This is a genomic window from Streptomyces sp. NPDC057307, assembly GCF_042667665.1.
GTDB lineage: Bacteria > Actinomycetota > Actinomycetes > Streptomycetales > Streptomycetaceae > Streptomyces.
Map to the genome: position 1 here is coordinate 11,986 of NZ_JBHUZM010000019.1, position 19,361 is coordinate 31,346.

Consider the following 19,361-nt stretch of genomic DNA (forward strand, 5'->3'; position numbering starts at 1 on the left):
ACGGCCACACACCCGGAGCACGTTCGAGTCGGGGCGAGTTTTGCGCGTACTCGCGTACGGACAACAATCCCGCCATCCGGACCTCCGCCCCTTAACGGTAGGGATGCGGCGAACTACGCTGGGTTTACGAATGCCACGGGGTTCCTCACAAGAGGAGTCGGCGGGGCGGCCGTCTGTGTGTCGAGGGGTGGCGCATGTCCAGAGAGCTACGCGGGCCGAACGAGAAACTCGGCACCGTTCTCGCCCTCGCGGGAATCAGCAACGCCGGTCTCGCCCGGCGGGTCAACGACCTCGGGTCGCAGCGCGGTCTGACGCTTCGATACGACAAGACGTCGGTGGCGCGATGGGTTTCGAAGGGGATGGTTCCGCAGGGTGCGGCGCCCCATCTGATCGCCGCGGCCATCGGCGCCAAGCTGGGCCGTCCCGTACCGCTGCACGAAATCGGCCTGGCCGACGCCGATCCGGCGCCTGAGGTGGGTCTCGCCTTCCCGCGCGACGTCGGTGAGGCGGTGCGGTCGGCGACCGATCTGTACCGGCTGGATCTGGCGGGCCGGCGGGCGGGCAGCGGCGGCATCTGGCAGTCGCTGGCCGGTTCCTTCGCGGTCAGCGCCTACGCCACGCCCGCCTCACGGTGGCTGATATCGCCCGCCGACTCGTCCGTCGCGCGGGACGCGGCGATGGCCGAGGCGGCACGGAGAGCGCACGCGGCGCACGGCGGACCCGGGTTGACCGGTCCGCCCGCGGCGACCCTCCCACCCGGCACCGCGGCCCCCACGGGCCCTCCGGGGGCCGACGGCGGCGAGGTCTCGCCGCTGCGCGTGGGCCACAGCGATGTCGCCAAGCTCCGCGAGGCGGCGGCCGACGCCCGGCGCTGGGACTCCAAGTACGGCGGTGGCGACTGGCGTTCGTCGATGGTGCCCGAGTGTCTGCGGGTCGACGCGGCGCCGCTGCTGCTCGCCGCGTACAGCGACGAGGTCGGCCGCGGACTGTTCGGCGCGACCGCCGAACTGACCAGGCTGGCCGGGTGGATGGCCTTCGACACCGGTCAGCAGGAGGCCGCGCAGCGCTACTACATCCAGGCGCTGCGCCTGGCCCGCGCGGCGGCCGACGTGCCGCTCGGCGGCTATGTCCTGGCCTCGATGTCCCTCCAGGCGACCTACCGGGGCTTCGCCGACGAGGGCGTCGACCTGGCCCAGGCCGCGCTCGAACGCAACAGGGGCCTCGCGACGGCGCGCACGATGAGCTTCTTCCGGCTGGTGGAGGCGCGCGCGCACGCGAAGGCCGGCGACGCGGCGGCGGCCGGAGCGGCGCTGAAGGCGGCCGAGGGCTGGCTGGAGCGTTCACGGGCGGGCGACGCGGATCCCAGCTGGCTGGGCTTCTACTCGTACGACCGCTTCGCCGCCGACGCCGCCGAGTGCTACCGCGATCTGAAGGCGCCACGCCAGATGCGGCGCTTCACGGAGCAGGCGCTGTCGCGGCCGACCGAGGAGTTCGCGCGGTCGCACGGGTTACGCCTGGTGGTGAGCGCGGTCGCCGAGCTGGAGTCCGGGAATCTGGACGCCGCGTGCGCGGCGGGGACCCGTGCCGTGGAGGTGGCGGGGCGGATCTCGTCGGCGCGCACCACGGAGTACGTACGGGATCTGCTGCACCGCCTTGAGCCGTACGGCGACGAGCCACGGGTCGCGGAGCTGCGGGAGCGGGCGCGCCCGCTGCTGGTGGCGCCCGCGTAGGCCCTACGGGCCGGTGGGGCCCTACGCCCCGGTGGCCGTACGCACCGGTGGTCGGGACCGCCGCCGGAATGCTTGGTGAACGATGCGGGACACGCGTGGTACCTCGGTGGTTTAAGGGCATTGTCAGTGGGCCAGTGCACTATCGGGGTGGGAGGTTGCGCGGGTGATGAAAGACGGCTCGGGTCGCGTGGGCGGCCGTGGCTACGGGCAGGGCCATCGGCACGGTTACGACTGCGACGTGCTGGTGATCGGCGGCGGCATCGTCGGTCTGTCGACGGCCTACGCCCTCACCCGGGCCGCCCCCGGCACCCGTGTGACGGTCCTGGAGAAGGAACCGGGCCCGGCGCGGCACCAGACGGGCCACAACAGCGGGGTCATCCACAGCGGTGTGTACTACCGCCCCGGCTCCCTCAAGGCGCGTTACGCGATCAAGGGCGCCGCCGAGATGGTCAAGTTCTGCGCGGAGTACGGCATCGCGCACGAGGTCACCGGCAAGCTCATCGTCGCCACCGGCCGCGACGAGCTGCCCCGGCTGCACGCGCTGGTCCAGCGCGGCAGGGAGAACGGCATTCCGGTCCGGGAGCTGGGCCCGGCGCAGATCATGGAGTACGAGCCGGAGGTGCGCGGCCTGGCCGCGATCCATGTCGGCACGACCGGGGTGTGCGACTTCGGGGCCGTCGCGGCGCGGCTCGCCGACTCGGCCGAGGCGTCGGGCGCGTCCGTGCGGTACGGCGCCGAGGTCACCGTCGTCGACCGGCGGGCGTGGGGTGTCGCGGTCCGTACGTCCTCCGGAGAGGTGGTCAGGGCCCGCGCCCTGGTCAACTGCGCGGGGCTCCAGTGCGACCGGGTGGCGCGGCTGGCGGGCGACGACCCGGGTATGCGGATCGTCCCGTTCCGCGGCGAGTACTTCGAACTGGCCCGGCCCGGTCTGGTCCGCGGCCTGGTCTATCCGGTGCCGGATCCGGCCTTTCCGTTCCTGGGGGTGCATCTGACGCGCGGCGTCGACGGCGGCGTCCATGTCGGCCCCAACGCGGTGCCCGCGCTGGCCAGGGAGGGTTACTCCTGGTCCGCCGTGCGCCCCCGTGAGCTGGCGGGCACACTCGGCTGGCCCGGCTCCTGGCGGATAGCGCGCAGACACTGGCGTTACGGCGCGGGCGAGCTGCGCCGCTCGCTGTCCAAGCGGGCCTTCGCCACCGCCGTACGCCGGCTGCTGCCCGCCGTGACGGACGCGGACCTGCGCCCCGCGACGGCCGGGGTGCGGGCGCAGGCGGTGCTGCGGGACGGCACACTGGCCGACGACTTCCTGATCCAGGAGTCCCCGCGCACGGTGCACGTGCTCAACGCCCCGTCGCCGGCGGCGACGGCCGCGCTGCCGATCGGCCGCGAGGTGGCGAGACGGGCGCTGACGATGCTGAAGGACGCGGACGGGGTGTGACGGGGTGCGGGGCCGGGCCGGGCCGGGCCGGGCCGGGCCGGGCCGGTGAGCATGTGCACCGTGAGGACGAAGCGGTCGCTGCGGGCGGGTCCGTAGAATCGTCAGGATCCTGTCCGAGTCCTGTCCGACCCGACGTGCCGAGAAGACGTGTCCGAGACCCAGATGAACGTGAACAGCGACCGTGACCACGACGGTGCCGGTGACGGCGCGCGCGCCGGTGACGCCCACCCCTGGTCCCGGATGTTCCCCGAGGGCTCGGGGCCGGCCGCCGACCCCGCCGGATCGCACTTCGAGCGCCGTATCCGCAGCTTCCAGCCGCGCCGCAGCCGGGTGACGACCGGCCAGGCCGAGGTGCTGCGCCGGCTGTGGCCGTCCTGGGGCCTGGACATCGACGGACAGCGGGTGCTCGACCTCGACGCGCTCCTCGGCGGGCTGCCGGTCGTCCTGGAGATCGGCTTCGGCATGGGCGAGGCGACCGCGCGGATGGCCGCCGACGACCCGGGCACCGGGATCCTCGCCGCCGACGTCCACACACCGGGGCAGGGGAACCTGCTGCGTCTCGCCGAGCGGAACGGGCTGTCCAACATCCGGGTGGCCAACGGCGACGCGATCATCCTGCTGCGGGAGATGCTGGCGCCCGCTTCGCTGGCCGGGATACGGGTCTACTTCCCGGACCCGTGGCCCAAGACGCGCCACCACAAGCGGCGGCTGATCCAGCCCGAGTTCCTCGACCTGGCCGCGCTCCGGCTGAGGCCCGGTGCCGTACTGCACTGCGCGACCGACTGGGAGCCGTACGCCGAGCAGATGCTGGACGTACTGACCGCGCACCCCGCCTTCGAGAACACCGCCCCGGACGATGGTTACGCGCCGCGGCCCGGTTTCCGGCCGCTCACGCGGTTCGAGGGCCAGGGCCTCGACAAGGGGCATGCCGTACGCGACCTGGTCTTCCGCCGCGTCGTTCCGGAGGGCGTTCCGGCCGAGTAGGACGTCGGCCGGGACCCGACGGGCACCGTCGCGGGATGTCGGTGGCGCTCGTTAGGGTCAGGAGGTGTCCGAACCGTCCCGACCACCGCCGCACGCCGCTCCGCACGCCCCGCCGCACATCCCTCCGTTCCCGCCCTCGCCGCCGTATCCGGACCCGGACCCGGCCCCGTACCCACACCCGGCGATCCCCGCGTTCGAGCGGCAACAGCGGCTCGGTGACATGTGGGCCGCCGTGCCGGAGCGGGCCCGCCGGCGCTACCGGCCGCACCGCTCGTTCTGGCGGCATCCGGCGGTGCGCGCGGGCGCGGTGATCATCCTGCTCGCCATCTGCGGCCTGCTGATCCTGTCGCTCGTCCGGGAACAGACCGGTACGCAGGGGTTTCTCGTCGGTCTCGGTCTGGCGACCCTGCCCGTGCCGCTGCTGATGGCGGCCTTCCGCTGGCTGGACCGGGTCGAGCCGGGGCCCTGGCGGAATCTGATCTTCGCCTTCGCCTGGGGCGCGTGTGCGGCCGCCCTCGTGGCGATCACGGCGAACTCCTTCGCGACCCAGTGGATAGCCACCGCCACCGCCGACCCCACCGGCGCGGAGTCCCTGGGGGCCACGGTGGTGGCGCCGATCGTCGAGGAGAGCGCGAAGGCCGCCGCGATCCTGCTGATCTTCCTCTTCCGGCGGAAGTCGTTCACCGGTCTCGTCGACGGGGTCGTCGTCGCCGGCTTCACCGCGACCGGCTTCGCCTTCACCGAGAACATCCTCTATCTCGGCAACGCCTTCGGCGAGGACCAGCAGATCGGCAACTCGGGCCTCGCCTCCGTGACCGCGGCGACCTTCTTCGTACGGGTGGTGATGTCGCCGTTCGCCCATCCGCTCTTCACGGTCCTCACGGGCATCGGCTTCGGCCTCGCGGCCCTGACCTCCCGCCGCCGGCGCGTGCGCCGTTGGCTGCTGCCGGTGCTCGGCCTCACGCTCGCCATGGGCACGCACGCGCTGTGGAACGGCTCCTCGTCGCTGTTCGGCCCGTACGGCTTCTACGCGGTGTACGCGGCCTTCATGGTCCCCGCCTTCGCCCTGCTCACCTGGCTGGCGATCTGGAGCCGGCAGCGCGAACTGCGCACGGTCTCGGCCGAGTTGCCCGCGTACGCGGCGGCCGGCTGGCTCGGCGAGACCGAACCGCTCGCGCTGTCCTCGATGCGGGCGCGCTCGGCGGCGCGCGATGTCGCGGGCCGTACGTACGGGTCGGCGGCGGCCCGCACGGTCCGCGAGTACCAGGCGTTCGCGACCGCCCTCGCGTTCCTGCGCCACCGGGCGGGCCGCGGCGCGGCGGACCCGGACTTCGCCGAGCGCGAGCAGGAGCTGCTGCACCACATGTGGCAGCGCCGGGACATGGCGTCGCCCGCGCTGGCGTACGCGGCGCGGGCGACGGGGCGGGTGTGGACTCCGCCGCCGTACATCGACTACGGCGGCTACAACCCGTATCGGAGCTAGGACCTGCCCTGAGGCTCGGCCCGTATCAAGGAGTGAGTCCCTTGCTGCGGAGCCAGCTCAGCGGGTCGATCCCGCTGCCGCCCGCGGTGTGCACCTCGAGGTGCAGGTGCGGGCCGGTGACGTTGCCGGTGGCCCCCACGCGTCCGACGGTCTCGCCGGTGGTGACCTTCTGGCCGGCGGCGACGGTCATCGAGGACAGGTGGGCGTACCAGATCTCCGTGCCGTCGTCCAGCTCCAGCACCACGCGGTAGCCGTACGACCCCGACCAGCCGGCCGACTTGACGGTCGCGCTGTGGACGGCCTTGGCGGGCGTGCCCGTGGGGGCGGCGAAGTCCAGGCCGGTGTGCTGGCCGGAGGACCACATGGAGCCGCTCTGGCCGTACGTCGAGGTGAGCGTGTACGACGAGGTGGGGAGCGAGAAACTGGCGGCCAGCTTCTCCAGGCGCTCCTTCTCGGCCTTGCGCTCGGCCGCCTCCTTCGCCTTGCGCTTCTCCTCGGCGGCCTTCTCCTCGGCGTCGGTCTGCTGCTTCTTCGCCTCGGCCGCGGCCTTCTCGGCGGCGGCCGTCTCGGCGCTCGCCTTCTGGACGGCGTCGGCCTCGGCCTGCTGCTGCTCCGCCTGCTGCAGGATGCGGGCGCGCAGCGCCTCGCCGGAGTCGGTGGTGCCCTGCTGGGCGTCGGCCGCGGTGAGGCCGGCCGTGGTGAGCGGAGAGGGCGTCTCGTCGTTCTTGTCGTCGCCGTCGGACATGAAAGACCCGACACCGGGAAGAGACTTGGCGTCGGGGAAACTGTCCGAGAGCGCGTCGGGAAGTGATATCGAGACCGCTGGCTTGTCCTGCGCGGAGGCTATGCCTCCCGCGCCGACCGCGGCGATGACGCCTACTCCGAGGACCGTGGAGCTGCGGGCGAGAGCGTTGCGCTGCTTGGCGACACGGTGTTTGCCGCGTACGGGACGGATGGAGTCCGCGGTGGGATTCCACTCCTCCCAGCCCTTGTTCGCCTCGTCGTCGGTGCGATCGGTACCGGCGAACCGGCTCCCGGGACCGAAATGGACCGGGGCTGAGGCTTCGGGGGCAGGCCTGTTGGACGCCACTGGGGCGCTCTCCTTTCCTTCCTTCTCGCCTACCGGGTTAGCTGACGGGTTCGGAGCAGGAAGGTCTCCTACGAGCGTTTTTCGCCGCACGAGGCAGCAAGAGACGCCCGATTCACCCCAATTGGTGGTTCCCCGGTTTCCTTGCGGAATTCGGCGCGTGCGCACGGTGCCGTCTCTTCGACGGCTGGGACAACCGCGCTGCGTTATCGAACGTTAATAGACGACCGGGGCTTATTCCAAGCTGTTCCGGGTGATCGTTAGCGGACGCGGCCTGGACCAACCGGGACACAAGCGGGTGGAATCGGGCGAGTTGATCGCCCTTCGGATCGTGTGCGATCACACACTCGAACTGACGGTGCGTCAAATGTTATGCGGAGTGGTGCACTTCAACTACGCAGCGTGGCGGGCGAGATGGCGCCGCACGGCACGCCGTGTCCCGTCCGGCCAGGACGGGTCGCGACGCGATCGAGTCACGGCACGACCGGCATCGTCCGGCGCCGCTCCGGCTGTCGCGGGGTGGGCCGGCTGACGGCCAGCAGCGCCATGTCGTCCGTACTGCCGCCGCCGGTGTGCAGCCGTACGTCCCCGACGATCGCGTCGAGCAGTTCGTCGGGGCCGGGGAAGATCCGTCCCGCGAGCCGTTCGCGCGGGTTGTAGAAGACGCCCGCCGCGTTGCGCGCCTCGGTGAGCCCGTCCGTGTAGAGGAGCAGTGTCGCCCCGGACTCGTACGGGACCTCGTCCGCGCGGTCCGGCCAGGTCCCCAGCTCGCCCATCCCGAGCGGCAGCGCCGGATCGGCGGGGGACAGCACGGTCAGCCCGCCGTCGGGGGCGAGCAGCAGCGGCTCCGGGTGCCCGCGGTTGACCACGCGCACCATGCCCTCGACGTGCGGGATCTCGGCGAGTACGGCGGTGGTGAAACCCTCGAACAGGTCGATCCCGTCCCGCCGGGTGCCTTCGCGGGCCAGCGCCCGCTCCAGCCGTTGCGCGACCCCTTCGAGCGACCGCTCCTGCTCGGCGGCCTCGCGGAAGGCGCCGATGACGACGGCCACGGTCTCGACGGCGCCCATGCCCTTGCCGCGTACGTCGCCGACCACCAGCCGTACCCCGTACTCCGTGTCCTGGACGGCGAACAGGTCACCGCCGATGAACGCCCCCTCCTCCGCCGCCTCGTAGCGCGCGGCGATATGGAGCCCGCCGATCCGGGCGGCGGGCGTCGGCAGGACGGCCCGCTGGGCGGCCTCGGCGATGACGCGCGCCGAGGCCAGGCGTTCGCCGCTGCGGCGTACGACTCCGTTGATGGCCAGCGCCAGCACGGAGACCGTGAAGACGGTCAGCGACTCGGTGACCGTCTCGACCGCGTCCACCGTGTCGTTGAGGAAGTGCAGCCCGACGACGGCGGCGGTGGCCAGGATGCCGATGACGAGGGTGCGCAGGAACGAGAAGAACGGGGCGGCGACCAGCGGCGCCGCCGCGTAGAGCGGGGAAGCGGTGATGGCCGTCGGGGTCGTCTGGTCCAGGACGATCCCCGCCACGATGATCAGGCCGGGCAGGATCTCCACGATCGGATGCGCCGGCCGGGCGGCGTGCCGGCCGCGTCCTCGCCCGGCCGGACGGGGGTCGTCGGGACCGAAGCCCGCGGGGTGCTTGTCGGCGGAGGACCGGCCGTCCCAGGTGGGATCGTCCGGGTCGAAGGCCGGCGGGACCGGGGCGGCCGGGCGGGAGTCCGCCCGGCGGAAGCCGGCGTCGGCGCGCTCGAAGCCCCGGCGGATCCCGCGCCGGGCGCTGTTGCCGAGACCGCGGAGCCTGCCGGCCAGGCCGGGGCGGCGGACAGCACTCTCGGCGGGACGGCGGCCGTCGTCCCCGCCGCCGCCCGCCGTCCCGTCGTCTCCGCTGTCTCTCTGCCCCACCAGTGGTCTCCTGCCCGGTCCGTCGACGGCTGCGGACGGTACCGCGCCCTCCCTAGGCTGGCCCCTCACGCGCCGGGCGGCTACCCGCCGTCGACCGACTGGGCTATCGGTGGGCCAGTGCGGTGACCTGTGGCGGGGCGGGAGCGGGGCGGGAGCGGGGCGGTCGGGCGCCTGGAAATCGAGGCGCAGCGAACCCGTCAGTCGGTGAGATGGCGCTCGGCGTACACCTTCATCGCGTCCCGTACGAGGACGGCCGCGCCCTCCGCGTACTTGTCGTAGTTACGGCCGAAGCGCGCGTCGTCGACGTACATCGCGGTGACGCCGATGACGTACGACCTGGAAGGGCTCGTGGTGCTCGACAGCCACTCGCAGTGCCGGGCGGCGATGGCCTGTGCCTGATCGCTGTCGGCGGCGAGACCGTCCTTCTTGGCCCGCCCCCAGTCGCGGGCGATGTTCTCGTGCCGGTCCATGAACTCCCGGCGCTCGCTCTCGCTCAGCGACCGCCACCAGCGGTCCCCCTGCTCGTACGCCTCCCGGCCCCATCGCTCCGTCACCTCCCCCTCGTAACGGGTGTGATCGAAGCCGTCGAGAATTTCCTCGGCCATGAGCTGTTCTCCCCTCTCGGTCTTGTGGAGAGTGGTCCGCACCGACGCGATCAGACGTCCCACCCGCGCGCGCTCCTGTTCGAGCAGCGCGAGATGGGTGCGCAGGGCGGCGGCCGTGTCCTGTTGGCCGTCGAGGATCCCGCCGATCGCGGGCAGGCCGAGACCGAGTTCACGCAGCAGCAGGATTCGCTGCAACCGGACGAGGGCGTCCTGGTCGTAGTAGCGGTAACCGTTGCCGCCGACCCGGCTCGGGGTCAGCAGTCCCAGCTCGCCGTAGTGCCTGAGCGTGCGGCTCGTCGTGCCGGCCTTCTTCGCGATGTCCTGGATCGACCACTCCATGACCGAAACGCTAAATCTTGACGTTGCGTAAAGGTCAAGCGCGATGCGGCGCGCGACGGCACGCCCCAGGAGAACGCCCCGGACACGCGGGCACGACGAAGGCCCGGATCCAATGGATCCGGGCCTTCGTCTTTTTCCAGTAGCGGGGACAGGATTTGAACCTGCGACCTCTGGGTTATGAGCCCAGCGAGCTACCGAGCTGCTCCACCCCGCGCCGTTGAATGCAACATTACGCCATCCGGACCAAGATCATCTCCATTTACCGGCCCGGACACCTCCCGAGGCCCCGATCGGCCTAAGCGGCCTCCACCACATCGGCCCGGACCGACGCGGCCCACTCGACCAGCAGCCGCTGATACTCCTCCTGCTCGGCGGTGGACAGCGCCCGGCCCGCGCGCGCCCACAGGGCACGGATCTCCGCGTTGACGACGGCGGCGGGACGGACGGGAACGCTGGCATCAGAGGAAGCTGACATGGAGTAAGGCTACGGCCAGCCACTGACAATCGGCAGAGCGTGTGCCCCACGACCTCGTACCGCCCCCATCCGGAGCCCCTCAGCACCTACGCTTACCCCGGTGATCGAAACCATCGTGTTCGACGTCGGCGAGACTCTCGTCCGGGACGACCGCTACTGGGCGTCCTGGGCCGATTGGCTCGGCATCCCCCGCCACACCATCTCCGCGCTGGTCGGCGCCGTCACCACCCAGAGCAGGGACAACGCCGACGCCCTCCGTCTCATCAAGCCGGGCATAGATGTCGGCGAGGCGTACCGGGCCAGAGAGGCCGCGGGCCGGGGCGAGCACCTGGACGAGTCCGACCTCTACCCCGACGTACGGCCCGCCCTGGCCGGTCTGCACCAGCTCGGCGTACGCGTCATCATCGCCGGCAACCAGACCGTCAAGGCCGGTGAGCTGCTGCGGGGCCTCGATCTGCCGGCCGATCTGGTCGTCACGTCCGGCGAGTGGGGGGTCGCCAAGCCGTCGGCGGAGTTCTTCGCCCGCGTCGTGGAGGCGGCCGACACCGCGCCGGAACGGATTCTGTACGTCGGCGACCACCCCATGAACGATCTGTTCCCCGCCCAGCGGGCCGGCCTGCGCGCGGCGCATCTGCGGCGCGGTCACTGGGGTTATCTGTCGGCGGACGACCCGGACGTCGTCGCGGCGGCGGACTGGCGGATCGACACGCTCACGCAGCTGACGCCGATCGTGGCGGAGCAGCGGCAGCTGACCTGAGCCGGTGCCGGTGCGAGGGCCGGTGCCGTGCCGGGGGCCGGGGCCGGGGCCGGGGAGACCGGCGGGCGGTCACTCGGAGCCGTACTCGTGCGGCAGCCCGCCCTGCCACTCGACCCAGGAGGGGTCGTCGAGCAGTTCCCACGCGTCGGGCAGCCCGGCGAGCCGGAGGAATTCGATCAGATGGTCGTCGTTGTGCGCGAGTCCCATGATCCGGCCGCGGACAGTGACCCGCCGGCCGCCCGTCCCGGACGGCCGGTGTACGACGATCGGTGCGTCACTCATACGGTCAAGAGTGCGACTCCCGGGGCTGGAGCGCAGCCTCGGGGTCCGGACTTTGCCCGGAGACCGCCGCGAAATGGGCCGCTTACCGGTCGTTCCATGCGCTTTGTCACCGCCCGGATGCGGGATACGACACACGCCCCGATGCTGGGAGTGAACCCCACAAGGGAGGACGAGTCATGTCGATGCTCGACAAGCTCAAGGGTCTGGTCAAGGGCCACGAGGACACCGCGCGAAAAGGCGTCGACAAGGCCGGTGACGCCGTCGACAAGAAGACCGGCGACAAGTACAAGAGCCAGGTCGACACGGCCCAGCAGAAGCTCAACGAACAACTGGGCTCCCAGGACCGGCCCACGCCGGGCGACGACCGCCCGCCGCAGAACTGACCCCGACCCTGATCCTGACCCGACGCTCACGAAGGCTCCGACCGGACCCTGTGTTCTGGTCGGAGCCTTCGCGCGTCCGGTCGGAGCCTTCGCGCGCCGTACGCCTCCGAGGGCCTACAGGGCGCCCACGCCCGCGCCCGCCCCGACGTACTGCTGCACGAACTCCCCGATCGGCTCGATCGGCGTGATGAAGTCGATCAGCACCCCGCTGGGGTCGGCCACAATGAAGTGCCGCTGTCCGAAGTCCTCACTGCGCAGCTCGAGTACGGGGGTCAGCCCCTCGCCGTGGACGAGCCGCTCCCACTCCGCGTCCACGTCCGCCACCTCGAAGTTGAGGAGCAGCCCCTGAACCGGCTTGCCGTACCCCGCGGGCACCGTCGGGTGGGTGGGATCGAGGAGCGCGAGCTCGTACGGGACGGGCCCCGGCCGCCGCAGGCTCACGTACCAGTCGGCCTCGAACGTCGTCTCGAAACCCAGCAGCCGAATGTAGAAGTCGCGTGATTCCTGGAGTCGCGTGGTGGCGATCACGGGATAGAAGCTGGTCAGCCGCATGATGGATCCTTTCGCATACCTTTGGTACGCGAACAACGCTATTCACATACCTTGAGTACGTCAAATTGGAGAGGGACGCGATGCCGCAGGAGCAGGGGACCCGGGCCCGGCAGCGGGAGCAGACCAGGCAGGCTCTGCTGCGGGAGGGCCGGAAGCTCTTCGCGGAGGTCGGTTACGGCGCGGTGAGCCTCGCGGAGATCGTCGCCGCCGCCGGTGTGACCAAGGGTGCGCTCTACCACCACTTCGACAGCAAGGCCGCCCTCTTCCGTGCCGTACTGGAGAGCGTCCAGGAGGAGGTCGGCGCCCGCGTCGCGGAGGCGGCCGGCGCGCGGGACGACTCCTGGGACCAACTGGTCGAGGGCTGCCAGGAGTTCATCACCGCGACGACCGCGCCGGACATCCAGCGGATCATGCTCGTGGACGGGCCCGCCGTACTGGGCTGGACCGAGTGGCGGGCGATGGACGAGGCGTCGTCGGCCCGCCATCTGACGGAGGCGCTGGCCACGCTCGTGGCCGAGGGCGTCATCGCCGCACAGCCCGTGGCGCCGCTCGCGCACCTGCTGTCGGGCGCGATGAACGAGGCGGCGCTGTGGCTGGCGACCTCGACGGACCCGGCGGACCTGACCGACACGAGGGCCGCGCTGGGGCGGTTGCTGGGGGCGCTGCGGGTGGGGTGACGAGGGGACGGGTGGGGCGCCCGATGTGGGCGCCCGATGTGGGTGCCGGATGTACGCGCCTCCCGCCCGCCGCGCCGTCAGCGGGTCAGCGGGTCAGCGGGTCAGCAGGTCCCGTACCGCCTCGACGACCTCCCCCGGCGCCTCCTCAGCCATGAAGTGGCCGCACGAGACGGTCGTGTGCCGCAGGTCGGGCGCCCAAGCGCGCCAGCGCGCGGCGGCGTCGAAGCCCAGCGCCGTACCCCAGTCCTGCTGGAGGACGGAGACCGGCATCCGCAGCCGGTTCCCGGCGTCGCGGTCGGCCCGGTCGTGGGCGACGTCGATCCCGGCGGAGGCGCGGTAGTCGGCGACGATCGACGGGACGGCCGCGCGGGAGGCCGCCAGATACTCGGCCCGGACCTCGGGCGGAATCGCCCGCGGATCACGCGTCCAGATGTCGAGGAAGTGGCCGAAGAAGGCGTCGGCGCTCGCGCTGATCATCCGCTCGGGCAGACCGGGCGGCTGGGCCATCAGATAGAGGTGGAAGCCGACGGCCGCGCCGGTGCCGTGCATGACGTCCCAGGTGTCCAGCGTGGGCAGGACGTCGAGCGACGCGAGGTGGGTGATCACGTCGGGGTGGTCGAGGGCCGCGCGGATCGCCACGAGGGCACCCCGGTCGTGACCGACCAGCGCGAACCGGTCGTGCCCCAGGGCACGGGCGAGCGCCACGATGTCGGCGGCCATGGTGCGCTTGGCGTACGTGACCGCGTCGGCTCCGCCGACTCCATCCGCACCGTCTGCACCGTCTGCACCGTCTACCGAGGCGGTCTCGGCAAGCTCGGCGGGCTTGTCGCTGGCGCCGTAACCGCGCAGGTCGGGGCAGATGACGGTGTGGTGGGCGGCGAGTTCGACGGCGACGTGCCGCCACATGAGGTGGGTCTGCGGGAAGCCGTGCAGGAGCACGACCGGGCTGCCCGAGCCTCCGACGGCGACGTTGAGGGTGACGCCGGGGGTGTCGTTGGGGGTGCGGTTGGGGGTGACATCGTCGGCGACGGGGACGCGCCGGTAGGTGAAGCCGGGGATGGTGGGGTGCATGGTGCGCTCTTTCGTAGGGTGGCGTGCGTAGCTTCGAGCTGCGTGGCTTCCAGCGTGCGGGGCTCGAATCAGCAGTCGGTCAGCACGCTCGATGAGCGACGGAAGAGGGCGGATGGCACAGGTCCTGTTCGGTGTGCTCGGCCCCGTGACCGCCGAGGGCCCCGACGGCCCGATCGCCCTCAAGGGCCCGCGCCACCGTGCCGTACTGGCGCGCCTGATCGTCGCCCGCCGCCGGGTCGTCCCCGTCGGCCGGCTGGTCGCCGACCTGTGGGCGGAGGATCCGCCGCCGTCCGGCGCGGTCGGCGCCGTACAGACCTTCGTCGCCGCGCTCCGCCGCGCCCTGGAACCGGACCGTCCGCCCCGTACCCCTGCCCGGCTGCTGGTCACCGACGGCCCCGGATACGCGCTGCGCGTCGGGCCGGACGCCGTCGACGCCTGGCGTTTCGAGACGGCCGTCGGCGAGGCGGCGCGGCTGCCGCCCGCGCGGGCGCTGCGGCGGCTCGACGAGGCGCTGGAGCTGTGGCGGGGGCCCGCGTACGCCGACTTCGCGCGGGAGGAGTGGGTACGGGGAGAACGCGCCCGACTGGCCGAACTACGGCTCCGGTCGGTCGAGCGCCGGGCCGAGGCGCAGTTGGCCCTCGGACTGGCCGCCGAGGCGGTCCCCGACCTGGACGCGCACCTGGCCGACCATCCGTGGCGCGAGGACGCGTGGCGGCTGCTGGCGCTGGCGCTGTACCGGACGGGCCGTCAGGGGGACGCGCTCGCGGTCCTGCGCCGGGCCCGGTCGACGCTGGTGGAACAGCTCGGGCTGGATCCGGGGCCGGGGCTGCGGCGGCTGGAGGCGGACATGCTGGCGCAGGACCCGGCGATCGACGGCACCGCGGGCCCCTCCGAGGCGGCGGCACAACTGTGGACGCGGGCCGCCGCCGCGTACGACCGCACGGTCGCGGCAGGCGCCCGCGCCCGTCTGGAGACGACGGTCGGCCTGCTCCGCGACCTCGCGGTGACCGGCGGTGGCGGGCTGACGGCCGCGCGCGAGCACCGCCTGGCGGCGATCACCGCCGCCGAGGAGTTCGGCGACCCGGAGCTGACCGGCCGGGTGATCGGCGCCTTCGACGTTCCCGCGATCTGGACGCGCGGCGACGATCCGGAGCTGGCGCGGCAGATCGTCGCCGCCGCCGAGCGCACCCTCGCCGCGCTGCCGCCGCCCGACGGGCGCGGTACGTACGACGCGGTGCGCTGCCGGCTGCTCGCCACCGTCGCGGTGGAGACGCGCGGCTCGCACTCCTCGCGCGGCCCCCGGGCGGCGGGTCTGGCTGAGGCGTTGGCGCGCCGCCTCGACGACCCGGCGCTGCTGGCGTTTGCGCTGAACGGGACGTTCATGCAGTCCTTCACCCGCGCCGGCCTCGCACCGCGCCGATCCGAAATCGGCGCGGAACTGGTCGAGTTGGGCGCCCGGCACGGCCTGGTGACCTTCGAGGTGCTCGGCCATCTGATCCGCCTTCAGGCCTACGGCGCCCTGGGCGACTTCGCGGCGGCCGACACGCATGCCGCCGCCGCGGATCGGCTGGCGGCGCTCCACGAACTCCCGCTGGTGGGCGTCTTCACCCAGTGGTACGGCGCGCTGCGCCTGGCCGCGTCGGGAGATCCGGCCGGGGCGAGGTCGGCGTACGAGCGGGCCGCCGACGGTCTGCCGGACGCCGGTATGCCGGGCCTGACCCACGGGCTCCGCCAACTCGCCCTGCTCTCGCTGCACTTCACCTCCCCGCACTCCGCCGACGGCCCCGGTGTCCCGCCGCGCGAGGCGGTCGACCCGCGGGCGGACTGGGGACCGTACCGCCCCTGGATCACCCCGCTCAGCGCTCTGGCCGCAGGCGACCACCCCGCCGCCCTACGCGCTCTGCACGCCCTGCCGGAGCCGCCCCACGACCTGCTGTACGAGGCGTGCTGCTGCCTGGAGGCGACGGCGGCACTGGCACTCGCCGACCACGCCGCACTCACCCGCGTCCAGGCCCGCCTGCTCCCGGCAGCCGCCGAACTCGCGGGCGCGGGCAGTGGTTTGCTCACACTGGGCCCGGTGGCCGGCTACCTCGCGGCGATCGGTAAGACGCTACGGGGGTGAGCCCGGGCGAGCCTTCCGGTCTTCCGATCCTGCGGCGTTCCGGTCCTGGGGTCGTCCGGTCGTCGCGAACGAGGGTCCGGCCGGCCCCCGGCCAACAACCTCACGCCCGCCGCGGCGTCAGCCCCAGCTCCCCCGCACGCAGCCCCGCCTGGAAGCGGGAGTCCGCCTCCAGCTTCGCCATCAGGCCGGCCACCCGCCGCCGATACGTACGCAGTGAGACACCGAGCCGTTTGGCCGCCGATTCGTCCGTGCGGCCCGAGGCCAGCGCCGCGAGGATCACGCGGGCTTCGGCGTCGAGGTGCGGGACGTCGCCGCGCAGATAGGTGTCGAAATCCACGGCGGCGTCCCAGATCGCCCGGAACATCGAGTGGACGCCGTCGACCAGGGTCTGCGACGTCGTCACGGTGTACTCGCGGCCGGTGGGGGTCTCCCGGCCGGCCAGGATCATCACCCGTCGGTCGATGAGGATGGTCTCGTGCGGCAGCCGCGAGCCGCTGATCCGTACGAGCGCCCCGGCGCGCCGCACCTGCCGCAGGTGCGCACGGGCCTCCTCGTCCGCGAGCGCGACCGGGCTGAGCAGCTTGCGCGTGATGAAGCCCGGGGCGCCTGGTGCGTGCGAGGCGTCGGGTGCGTCCGAGACACCCGCAGCACCAGAAGCACCAGAAGCACCCGATGCGGCCATCCGGGCCCCGATCGCCGCCCTGGCCTCCGGCTGTGACCAGGTCCTGAGATCCCGGGCGGCGCAGATGAACTCGGTCTGTGCGGATTCGAAGAGATGCCCGGCCCGCGCGACCAGCTCCGCGTCTCCTTGCACTGAAAACACTTGTTCGTTCCGCATTCCTTCAGTCTGGCACCAAGCTGCCACCGGCTCGCCGGGCGTCCCGGCCGCGCGCAGCATGGGTCTCATGACGATCAAGACTTTCTCCCTCGGCGGAGACCTGACCATCAACCGGCTCGGCTTCGGCGCCATGCGCCTGGCCACGGGCACCTTCGACGGCCCGACGCGTGCTCACGAGACCGGCATCGCGGTGCTCCGGCGGGCCGTGGAGCTGGGTGTGAACCACATCGACACGGCCGGCTTCTACGGCAGGGAAGGCGTACAGGCCAACGAGCAGATCCGTACGGCGCTGGCCCCCTACCCCGCCGGACTGGTGATCGCGACGAAGGTCGGCCCACTGCCAGGACCGAACGGTGTGCCGAGCGGGCAGGCGACGCCCGACCAGCTGCGCGGCCTCGTCGAGGCGGATCTGCGGGCCCTCGGGCTCGACCGGCTCGACCTGGTCTATCTGCGGGTGGGCGGGATGACCGGGCCGGGTGGGGAGTCGATCGCGGAACGGTTCGAGGTACTGGCCGGGCTGCGCGCGGAGGGGCTGATCCGGCACCTGGGCGTCAGCAACGTCGATGCCGCCCAGTTCGCGGAGGCCCGTGCCGTCGCGCCCGTCACGGCGGTGCAGAACCAGTACGCCGATGACCACGGGCTGCTCGCGGAGTGCGAGGCGGCGGGTATCGCGTACGTGCCGTACTTCCCGCTCGGCGGTGGCGGCACCCCGCTCGACACCGAACGGCTCGGCAAGGTCGCGACCCGTCTGAACGCGACCACGTCGCAGGTCGCGCTCGCCGCCCTGCTCGCGAGGTCGCCGTCGGTCCTGGCGATTCCGGGCACCGGCTCTCTCGACCATCTGGAGGAGAACCTCGCGGCGGACGACCTCGTACTCAGCGACGAGGACCTGTCCGAGCTGCGAGGCTGACGGGCCTCACAGAGCTGACAGGGCTGACGAGGCCGGCCCGGCCACGGAGAACCTCCTCCGCGGCCGGCACACGGCGACCGGCCGACTGCCGACCGCCTGCCCCGCTGCCCGGCTGCCCCGCTGCCCGGCTGCCCGGCTGCCCGCCTCACGTCGGGATCGGCTTGACCTTGCTGCAGTTCTTCCATTCGACCCAGGGCCGCGCGCCGCCGTTCTTGGGCCCCGTCGCGTACGTCGGGTCGCCCGTGATCGTCTGGTTCTTCTCCTCATGGGTGATGTCGATCCCGAAGAGTTTGAACCCGAGGGTGAACTGCCCGGCGGAGATGCCGAAGCCGATGCCCAGCGAGGCGTTCCACCAGTCGGTGTTGGCCTTGTAGTCGAGCCTGCTGAGCCTTCCCTTCTCGTGCAGCAGCCGTTCGAGCGGGCTCGCGTCCGGGCCCGGCACCTTGGCCGCGTCGGTGGGGGAGGGCAGCGGGTTCTTCGCGGGCTGGTCGCCGTTCCCGCGCAGCCAGTCCTCGACGAGGACGCTGTCGGCGTCGTTGTCGAGGATGAGTTCGGCCGTCTCGGTATGGATCTGCGACTCGGTGGATCCGCCACCGCCGCCGACGTCGATCGTCACGGGGCCCGCGTTGGCGCCCGCCTCGACCTTGACGCCGCCGCCCCCTCCGGCCTCTTCGCTGGTGGTGATCACCAGCTTCTCCGGTCGGTGCGCCTTGCCGTCCGCTTCCTCCTGGTCGTACGTGGCCGCGTCGTAGGTGACCGCCAGCTGCTGCATCCGCTCGCCGGTGGCGATCCCGCCCGCGCCGCCCGCGCCCTTGACGGTGAAGGTGTAGACGAAGGTGATCTTCCCGGCGTTGGGTCCGGTGTGCGCGCGCATGACGACGACGTCCTCGGTCATCGTGCCGTTGGCCAGCTCGCCGGATATCTTCCCGAGGTCCTTGGGGCCGTCGCCGGAGTCCTTGCCGCCCTTTCCGTTGCCCTTGAACTTTCCGCCGAAGTTCACGTTGCCGGAAGCCTCGACGGACGTCTTCGTGATGTCGACGTCGGGTGCCTTCTCCGGCGGCAGGTCGGGCTTCTTCTTGTTGGCGTGATAGCCGCAGATCATGCCCAGTTCAGAGGAACGGGGGCCGGCGGGGCGGGAGTTGCACTCGTCCTGGGCCTTCAGATACTCGGTGAACTGCTTGGCGTCCTCCAGGTTCAGCTCCAGGTCCTTCTGCGGGTCGCCGGTCTTGTTCCCGGAGAACAGCCACTGCCCGCCGCTGCCGCTGCCCGCCAGATACGTACCGCTCAGCTTGGCGCTGCCGCCCCAGTCCTCAAGGCCACGGATGCCCGCGGAGATGCTGGCCGTGACCCCGCCGCCCACTTCGGTGATCCGCTCCAGGGTGACGGTGCCGTCGGACCACTGCTGCAGCTTGACCGTCTCCGAGCTGCTGATCTTGATGAAGAAGATCTGGACGACGACGGTGGTCTTGGTCTGGTCCTGGGACAGCAGACACCTCGTGGGCTCGAACGGGTCGCCGTTGGGTACGAAGGGGTCCCCGCCCTCGCCACCGCCTCCGCCGCCCTCTCCCCCGTCGCCGCCGTCCGCGAAGTCGCCGGTGGCACACGCTTCGTCCTCGCTCAGCGGGTGCAGCACCCGGCACACCGCGCTCTTGAGCCCGGTCGCCTCCTCCTCGGGCAGGCTCAGACCGACGATCGCGGCGATGATCGCGGCCACGATCCCG

At 72.1% G+C, this 19,361-nt stretch carries 18 protein-coding genes, 1 tRNA gene and 1 riboswitch; of the genes, 9 read left to right on the forward strand and 10 right to left on the reverse strand.

All coding sequences use genetic code 11. From position 1 onward, the window contains the following. Positions 1–194: 194 nt before the first annotated feature. The 4 genes from ACFUN8_RS10315 (at position 195) to ACFUN8_RS10330 (ending at position 5,632) form a co-directional block, all read left to right on the forward strand. The gene (locus ACFUN8_RS10315) at positions 195–1,730 is read left to right on the forward strand and encodes a sporulation protein (protein WP_383634236.1); all 1,536 of its coding nucleotides are present in this window, start codon (positions 195–197) and stop codon (positions 1,728–1,730) included. Between the two features lie 166 nt (positions 1,731–1,896). Then, positions 1,897–3,165 (forward strand): L-2-hydroxyglutarate oxidase, encoded by a 1,269-nt coding sequence (gene lhgO / locus ACFUN8_RS10320; RefSeq protein ID WP_383634238.1) that lies wholly within the window; start codon positions 1,897–1,899, stop codon positions 3,163–3,165. 240 nt (positions 3,166–3,405) lie between these two features. Next, complete coding sequence (trmB, locus tag ACFUN8_RS10325; RefSeq protein WP_383634346.1) at positions 3,406–4,149, forward strand: tRNA (guanosine(46)-N7)-methyltransferase TrmB; 744 nt, start codon at positions 3,406–3,408, stop codon at positions 4,147–4,149. A gap of 64 nt (positions 4,150–4,213) precedes the next feature. Continuing rightward, complete coding sequence (locus tag ACFUN8_RS10330; protein ID WP_383634240.1) at positions 4,214–5,632, forward strand: PrsW family intramembrane metalloprotease; 1,419 nt, start codon at positions 4,214–4,216, stop codon at positions 5,630–5,632. Between the two features lie 25 nt (positions 5,633–5,657). On the opposite strand, the gene ACFUN8_RS10335 is transcribed toward ACFUN8_RS10330, so the two are convergent. The 5 genes from ACFUN8_RS10335 to ACFUN8_RS10355 form a co-directional block, all read right to left on the reverse strand. Next, on the reverse strand, positions 5,658–6,722 hold the full coding sequence (locus ACFUN8_RS10335) for a M23 family metallopeptidase (protein WP_383634242.1): 1,065 nt from the start codon (positions 6,720–6,722) through the stop codon (positions 5,658–5,660). 11 nt (positions 6,723–6,733) lie between these two features. Further along, positions 6,734–6,888: riboswitch (cyclic di-AMP (ydaO/yuaA leader) on the reverse strand. 304 nt (positions 6,889–7,192) lie between these two features. Continuing rightward, on the reverse strand, positions 7,193–8,284 hold the full coding sequence (locus ACFUN8_RS10340) for a PP2C family protein-serine/threonine phosphatase (protein WP_383634348.1): 1,092 nt from the start codon (positions 8,282–8,284) through the stop codon (positions 7,193–7,195). 542 nt (positions 8,285–8,826) lie between these two features. Next, positions 8,827–9,573 (reverse strand): MerR family transcriptional regulator, encoded by a 747-nt coding sequence (locus ACFUN8_RS10345; RefSeq protein ID WP_383634244.1) that lies wholly within the window; start codon positions 9,571–9,573, stop codon positions 8,827–8,829. 140 nt (positions 9,574–9,713) lie between these two features. Then, positions 9,714–9,787 (reverse strand) — tRNA-Met (locus ACFUN8_RS10350). Between the two features lie 81 nt (positions 9,788–9,868). After that, a complete protein-coding gene (locus tag ACFUN8_RS10355; RefSeq protein WP_382571193.1) occupies positions 9,869–10,048 on the reverse strand; it encodes a hypothetical protein in 180 nt (59 codons plus the stop codon). A 103-nt stretch (positions 10,049–10,151) separates the two neighbouring features. On the opposite strand from ACFUN8_RS10355, the gene ACFUN8_RS10360 reads away from it, so the two are divergent. Beyond that, positions 10,152–10,805 carry an HAD family hydrolase gene (locus tag ACFUN8_RS10360; protein WP_383634350.1) on the forward strand — a complete coding sequence of 218 codons (654 nt, stop codon included), beginning with the start codon at positions 10,152–10,154 and terminating at the stop codon, positions 10,803–10,805. 69 nt (positions 10,806–10,874) lie between these two features. On the opposite strand, the gene ACFUN8_RS10365 is transcribed toward ACFUN8_RS10360, so the two are convergent. Continuing rightward, positions 10,875–11,087, reverse strand: a complete 213-nt coding sequence (locus ACFUN8_RS10365) for a hypothetical protein (RefSeq protein ID WP_383634246.1) — start codon at positions 11,085–11,087, stop codon at positions 10,875–10,877. 176 nt (positions 11,088–11,263) lie between these two features. Here ACFUN8_RS10365 and ACFUN8_RS10370 point away from each other — a divergent pair, with 176 nt between their 5' ends. Further along, entirely contained in the window at positions 11,264–11,470 is a 207-nt protein-coding gene (locus ACFUN8_RS10370; RefSeq protein WP_383634248.1) for an antitoxin, read from the forward strand. 114 nt (positions 11,471–11,584) lie between these two features. Here the strand turns inward: ACFUN8_RS10370 and ACFUN8_RS10375 are convergent, their stop codons facing one another. After that, a complete protein-coding gene (locus ACFUN8_RS10375) occupies positions 11,585–12,022 on the reverse strand; it encodes a VOC family protein (RefSeq protein ID WP_383634250.1) in 438 nt (145 codons plus the stop codon). Between the two features lie 80 nt (positions 12,023–12,102). Between ACFUN8_RS10375 and ACFUN8_RS10380 the strand changes: the two genes are divergently transcribed. Continuing rightward, positions 12,103–12,699, forward strand: coding sequence for a TetR/AcrR family transcriptional regulator (locus tag ACFUN8_RS10380; protein WP_383634252.1), 597 nt, complete (start codon positions 12,103–12,105; stop codon positions 12,697–12,699). A gap of 93 nt (positions 12,700–12,792) precedes the next feature. Here the strand turns inward: ACFUN8_RS10380 and ACFUN8_RS10385 are convergent, their stop codons facing one another. Next, a complete protein-coding gene (locus tag ACFUN8_RS10385) occupies positions 12,793–13,770 on the reverse strand; it encodes an alpha/beta fold hydrolase (RefSeq protein WP_383634254.1) in 978 nt (325 codons plus the stop codon). 112 nt (positions 13,771–13,882) lie between these two features. Between ACFUN8_RS10385 and ACFUN8_RS10390 the strand changes: the two genes are divergently transcribed. Continuing rightward, positions 13,883–15,892 (forward strand): BTAD domain-containing putative transcriptional regulator, encoded by a 2,010-nt coding sequence (locus ACFUN8_RS10390; RefSeq protein WP_383634256.1) that lies wholly within the window; start codon positions 13,883–13,885, stop codon positions 15,890–15,892. Positions 15,893–15,992: 100 nt separating this feature from the next. On the opposite strand, the gene ACFUN8_RS10395 is transcribed toward ACFUN8_RS10390, so the two are convergent. Beyond that, positions 15,993–16,730, reverse strand: coding sequence for a DNA-binding response regulator (locus tag ACFUN8_RS10395; protein ID WP_383634258.1), 738 nt, complete (start codon positions 16,728–16,730; stop codon positions 15,993–15,995). Between the two features lie 67 nt (positions 16,731–16,797). Here ACFUN8_RS10395 and ACFUN8_RS10400 point away from each other — a divergent pair, with 67 nt between their 5' ends. After that, a complete protein-coding gene (locus ACFUN8_RS10400; RefSeq protein WP_383634260.1) occupies positions 16,798–17,640 on the forward strand; it encodes an oxidoreductase in 843 nt (280 codons plus the stop codon). Between the two features lie 145 nt (positions 17,641–17,785). Here the strand turns inward: ACFUN8_RS10400 and ACFUN8_RS10405 are convergent, their stop codons facing one another. Beyond that, complete coding sequence (locus ACFUN8_RS10405) at positions 17,786–19,354, reverse strand: hypothetical protein (protein WP_383634262.1); 1,569 nt, start codon at positions 19,352–19,354, stop codon at positions 17,786–17,788. Positions 19,355–19,361 lie beyond the last annotated feature (7 nt).

Coding starts and splice junctions, on each gene's coding strand:
- ACFUN8_RS10315 (WP_383634236.1), top strand. CDS start 195: ATGTCCAGAGAGCTACGCGGGCCGAACGAGAAACTCGGCACCGTTCTC.
- lhgO (WP_383634238.1), top strand. CDS start 1,897: ATGAAAGACGGCTCGGGTCGCGTGGGCGGCCGTGGCTACGGGCAGGGC.
- trmB (WP_383634346.1), top strand. CDS start 3,406: ATGTTCCCCGAGGGCTCGGGGCCGGCCGCCGACCCCGCCGGATCGCAC.
- ACFUN8_RS10345 (WP_383634244.1), bottom strand. CDS start 9,573: ATGGAGTGGTCGATCCAGGACATCGCGAAGAAGGCCGGCACGACGAGC.
- ACFUN8_RS10355 (WP_382571193.1), bottom strand. CDS start 10,048: ATGTCAGCTTCCTCTGATGCCAGCGTTCCCGTCCGTCCCGCCGCCGTC.
- ACFUN8_RS10365 (WP_383634246.1), bottom strand. CDS start 11,087: ATGAGTGACGCACCGATCGTCGTACACCGGCCGTCCGGGACGGGCGGC.
- ACFUN8_RS10370 (WP_383634248.1), top strand. CDS start 11,264: ATGTCGATGCTCGACAAGCTCAAGGGTCTGGTCAAGGGCCACGAGGAC.
- ACFUN8_RS10375 (WP_383634250.1), bottom strand. CDS start 12,022: ATGCGGCTGACCAGCTTCTATCCCGTGATCGCCACCACGCGACTCCAG.
- ACFUN8_RS10380 (WP_383634252.1), top strand. CDS start 12,103: ATGCCGCAGGAGCAGGGGACCCGGGCCCGGCAGCGGGAGCAGACCAGG.
- ACFUN8_RS10385 (WP_383634254.1), bottom strand. CDS start 13,770: ATGCACCCCACCATCCCCGGCTTCACCTACCGGCGCGTCCCCGTCGCC.
- ACFUN8_RS10390 (WP_383634256.1), top strand. CDS start 13,883: ATGGCACAGGTCCTGTTCGGTGTGCTCGGCCCCGTGACCGCCGAGGGC.
- ACFUN8_RS10395 (WP_383634258.1), bottom strand. CDS start 16,730: ATGCGGAACGAACAAGTGTTTTCAGTGCAAGGAGACGCGGAGCTGGTC.
- ACFUN8_RS10400 (WP_383634260.1), top strand. CDS start 16,798: ATGACGATCAAGACTTTCTCCCTCGGCGGAGACCTGACCATCAACCGG.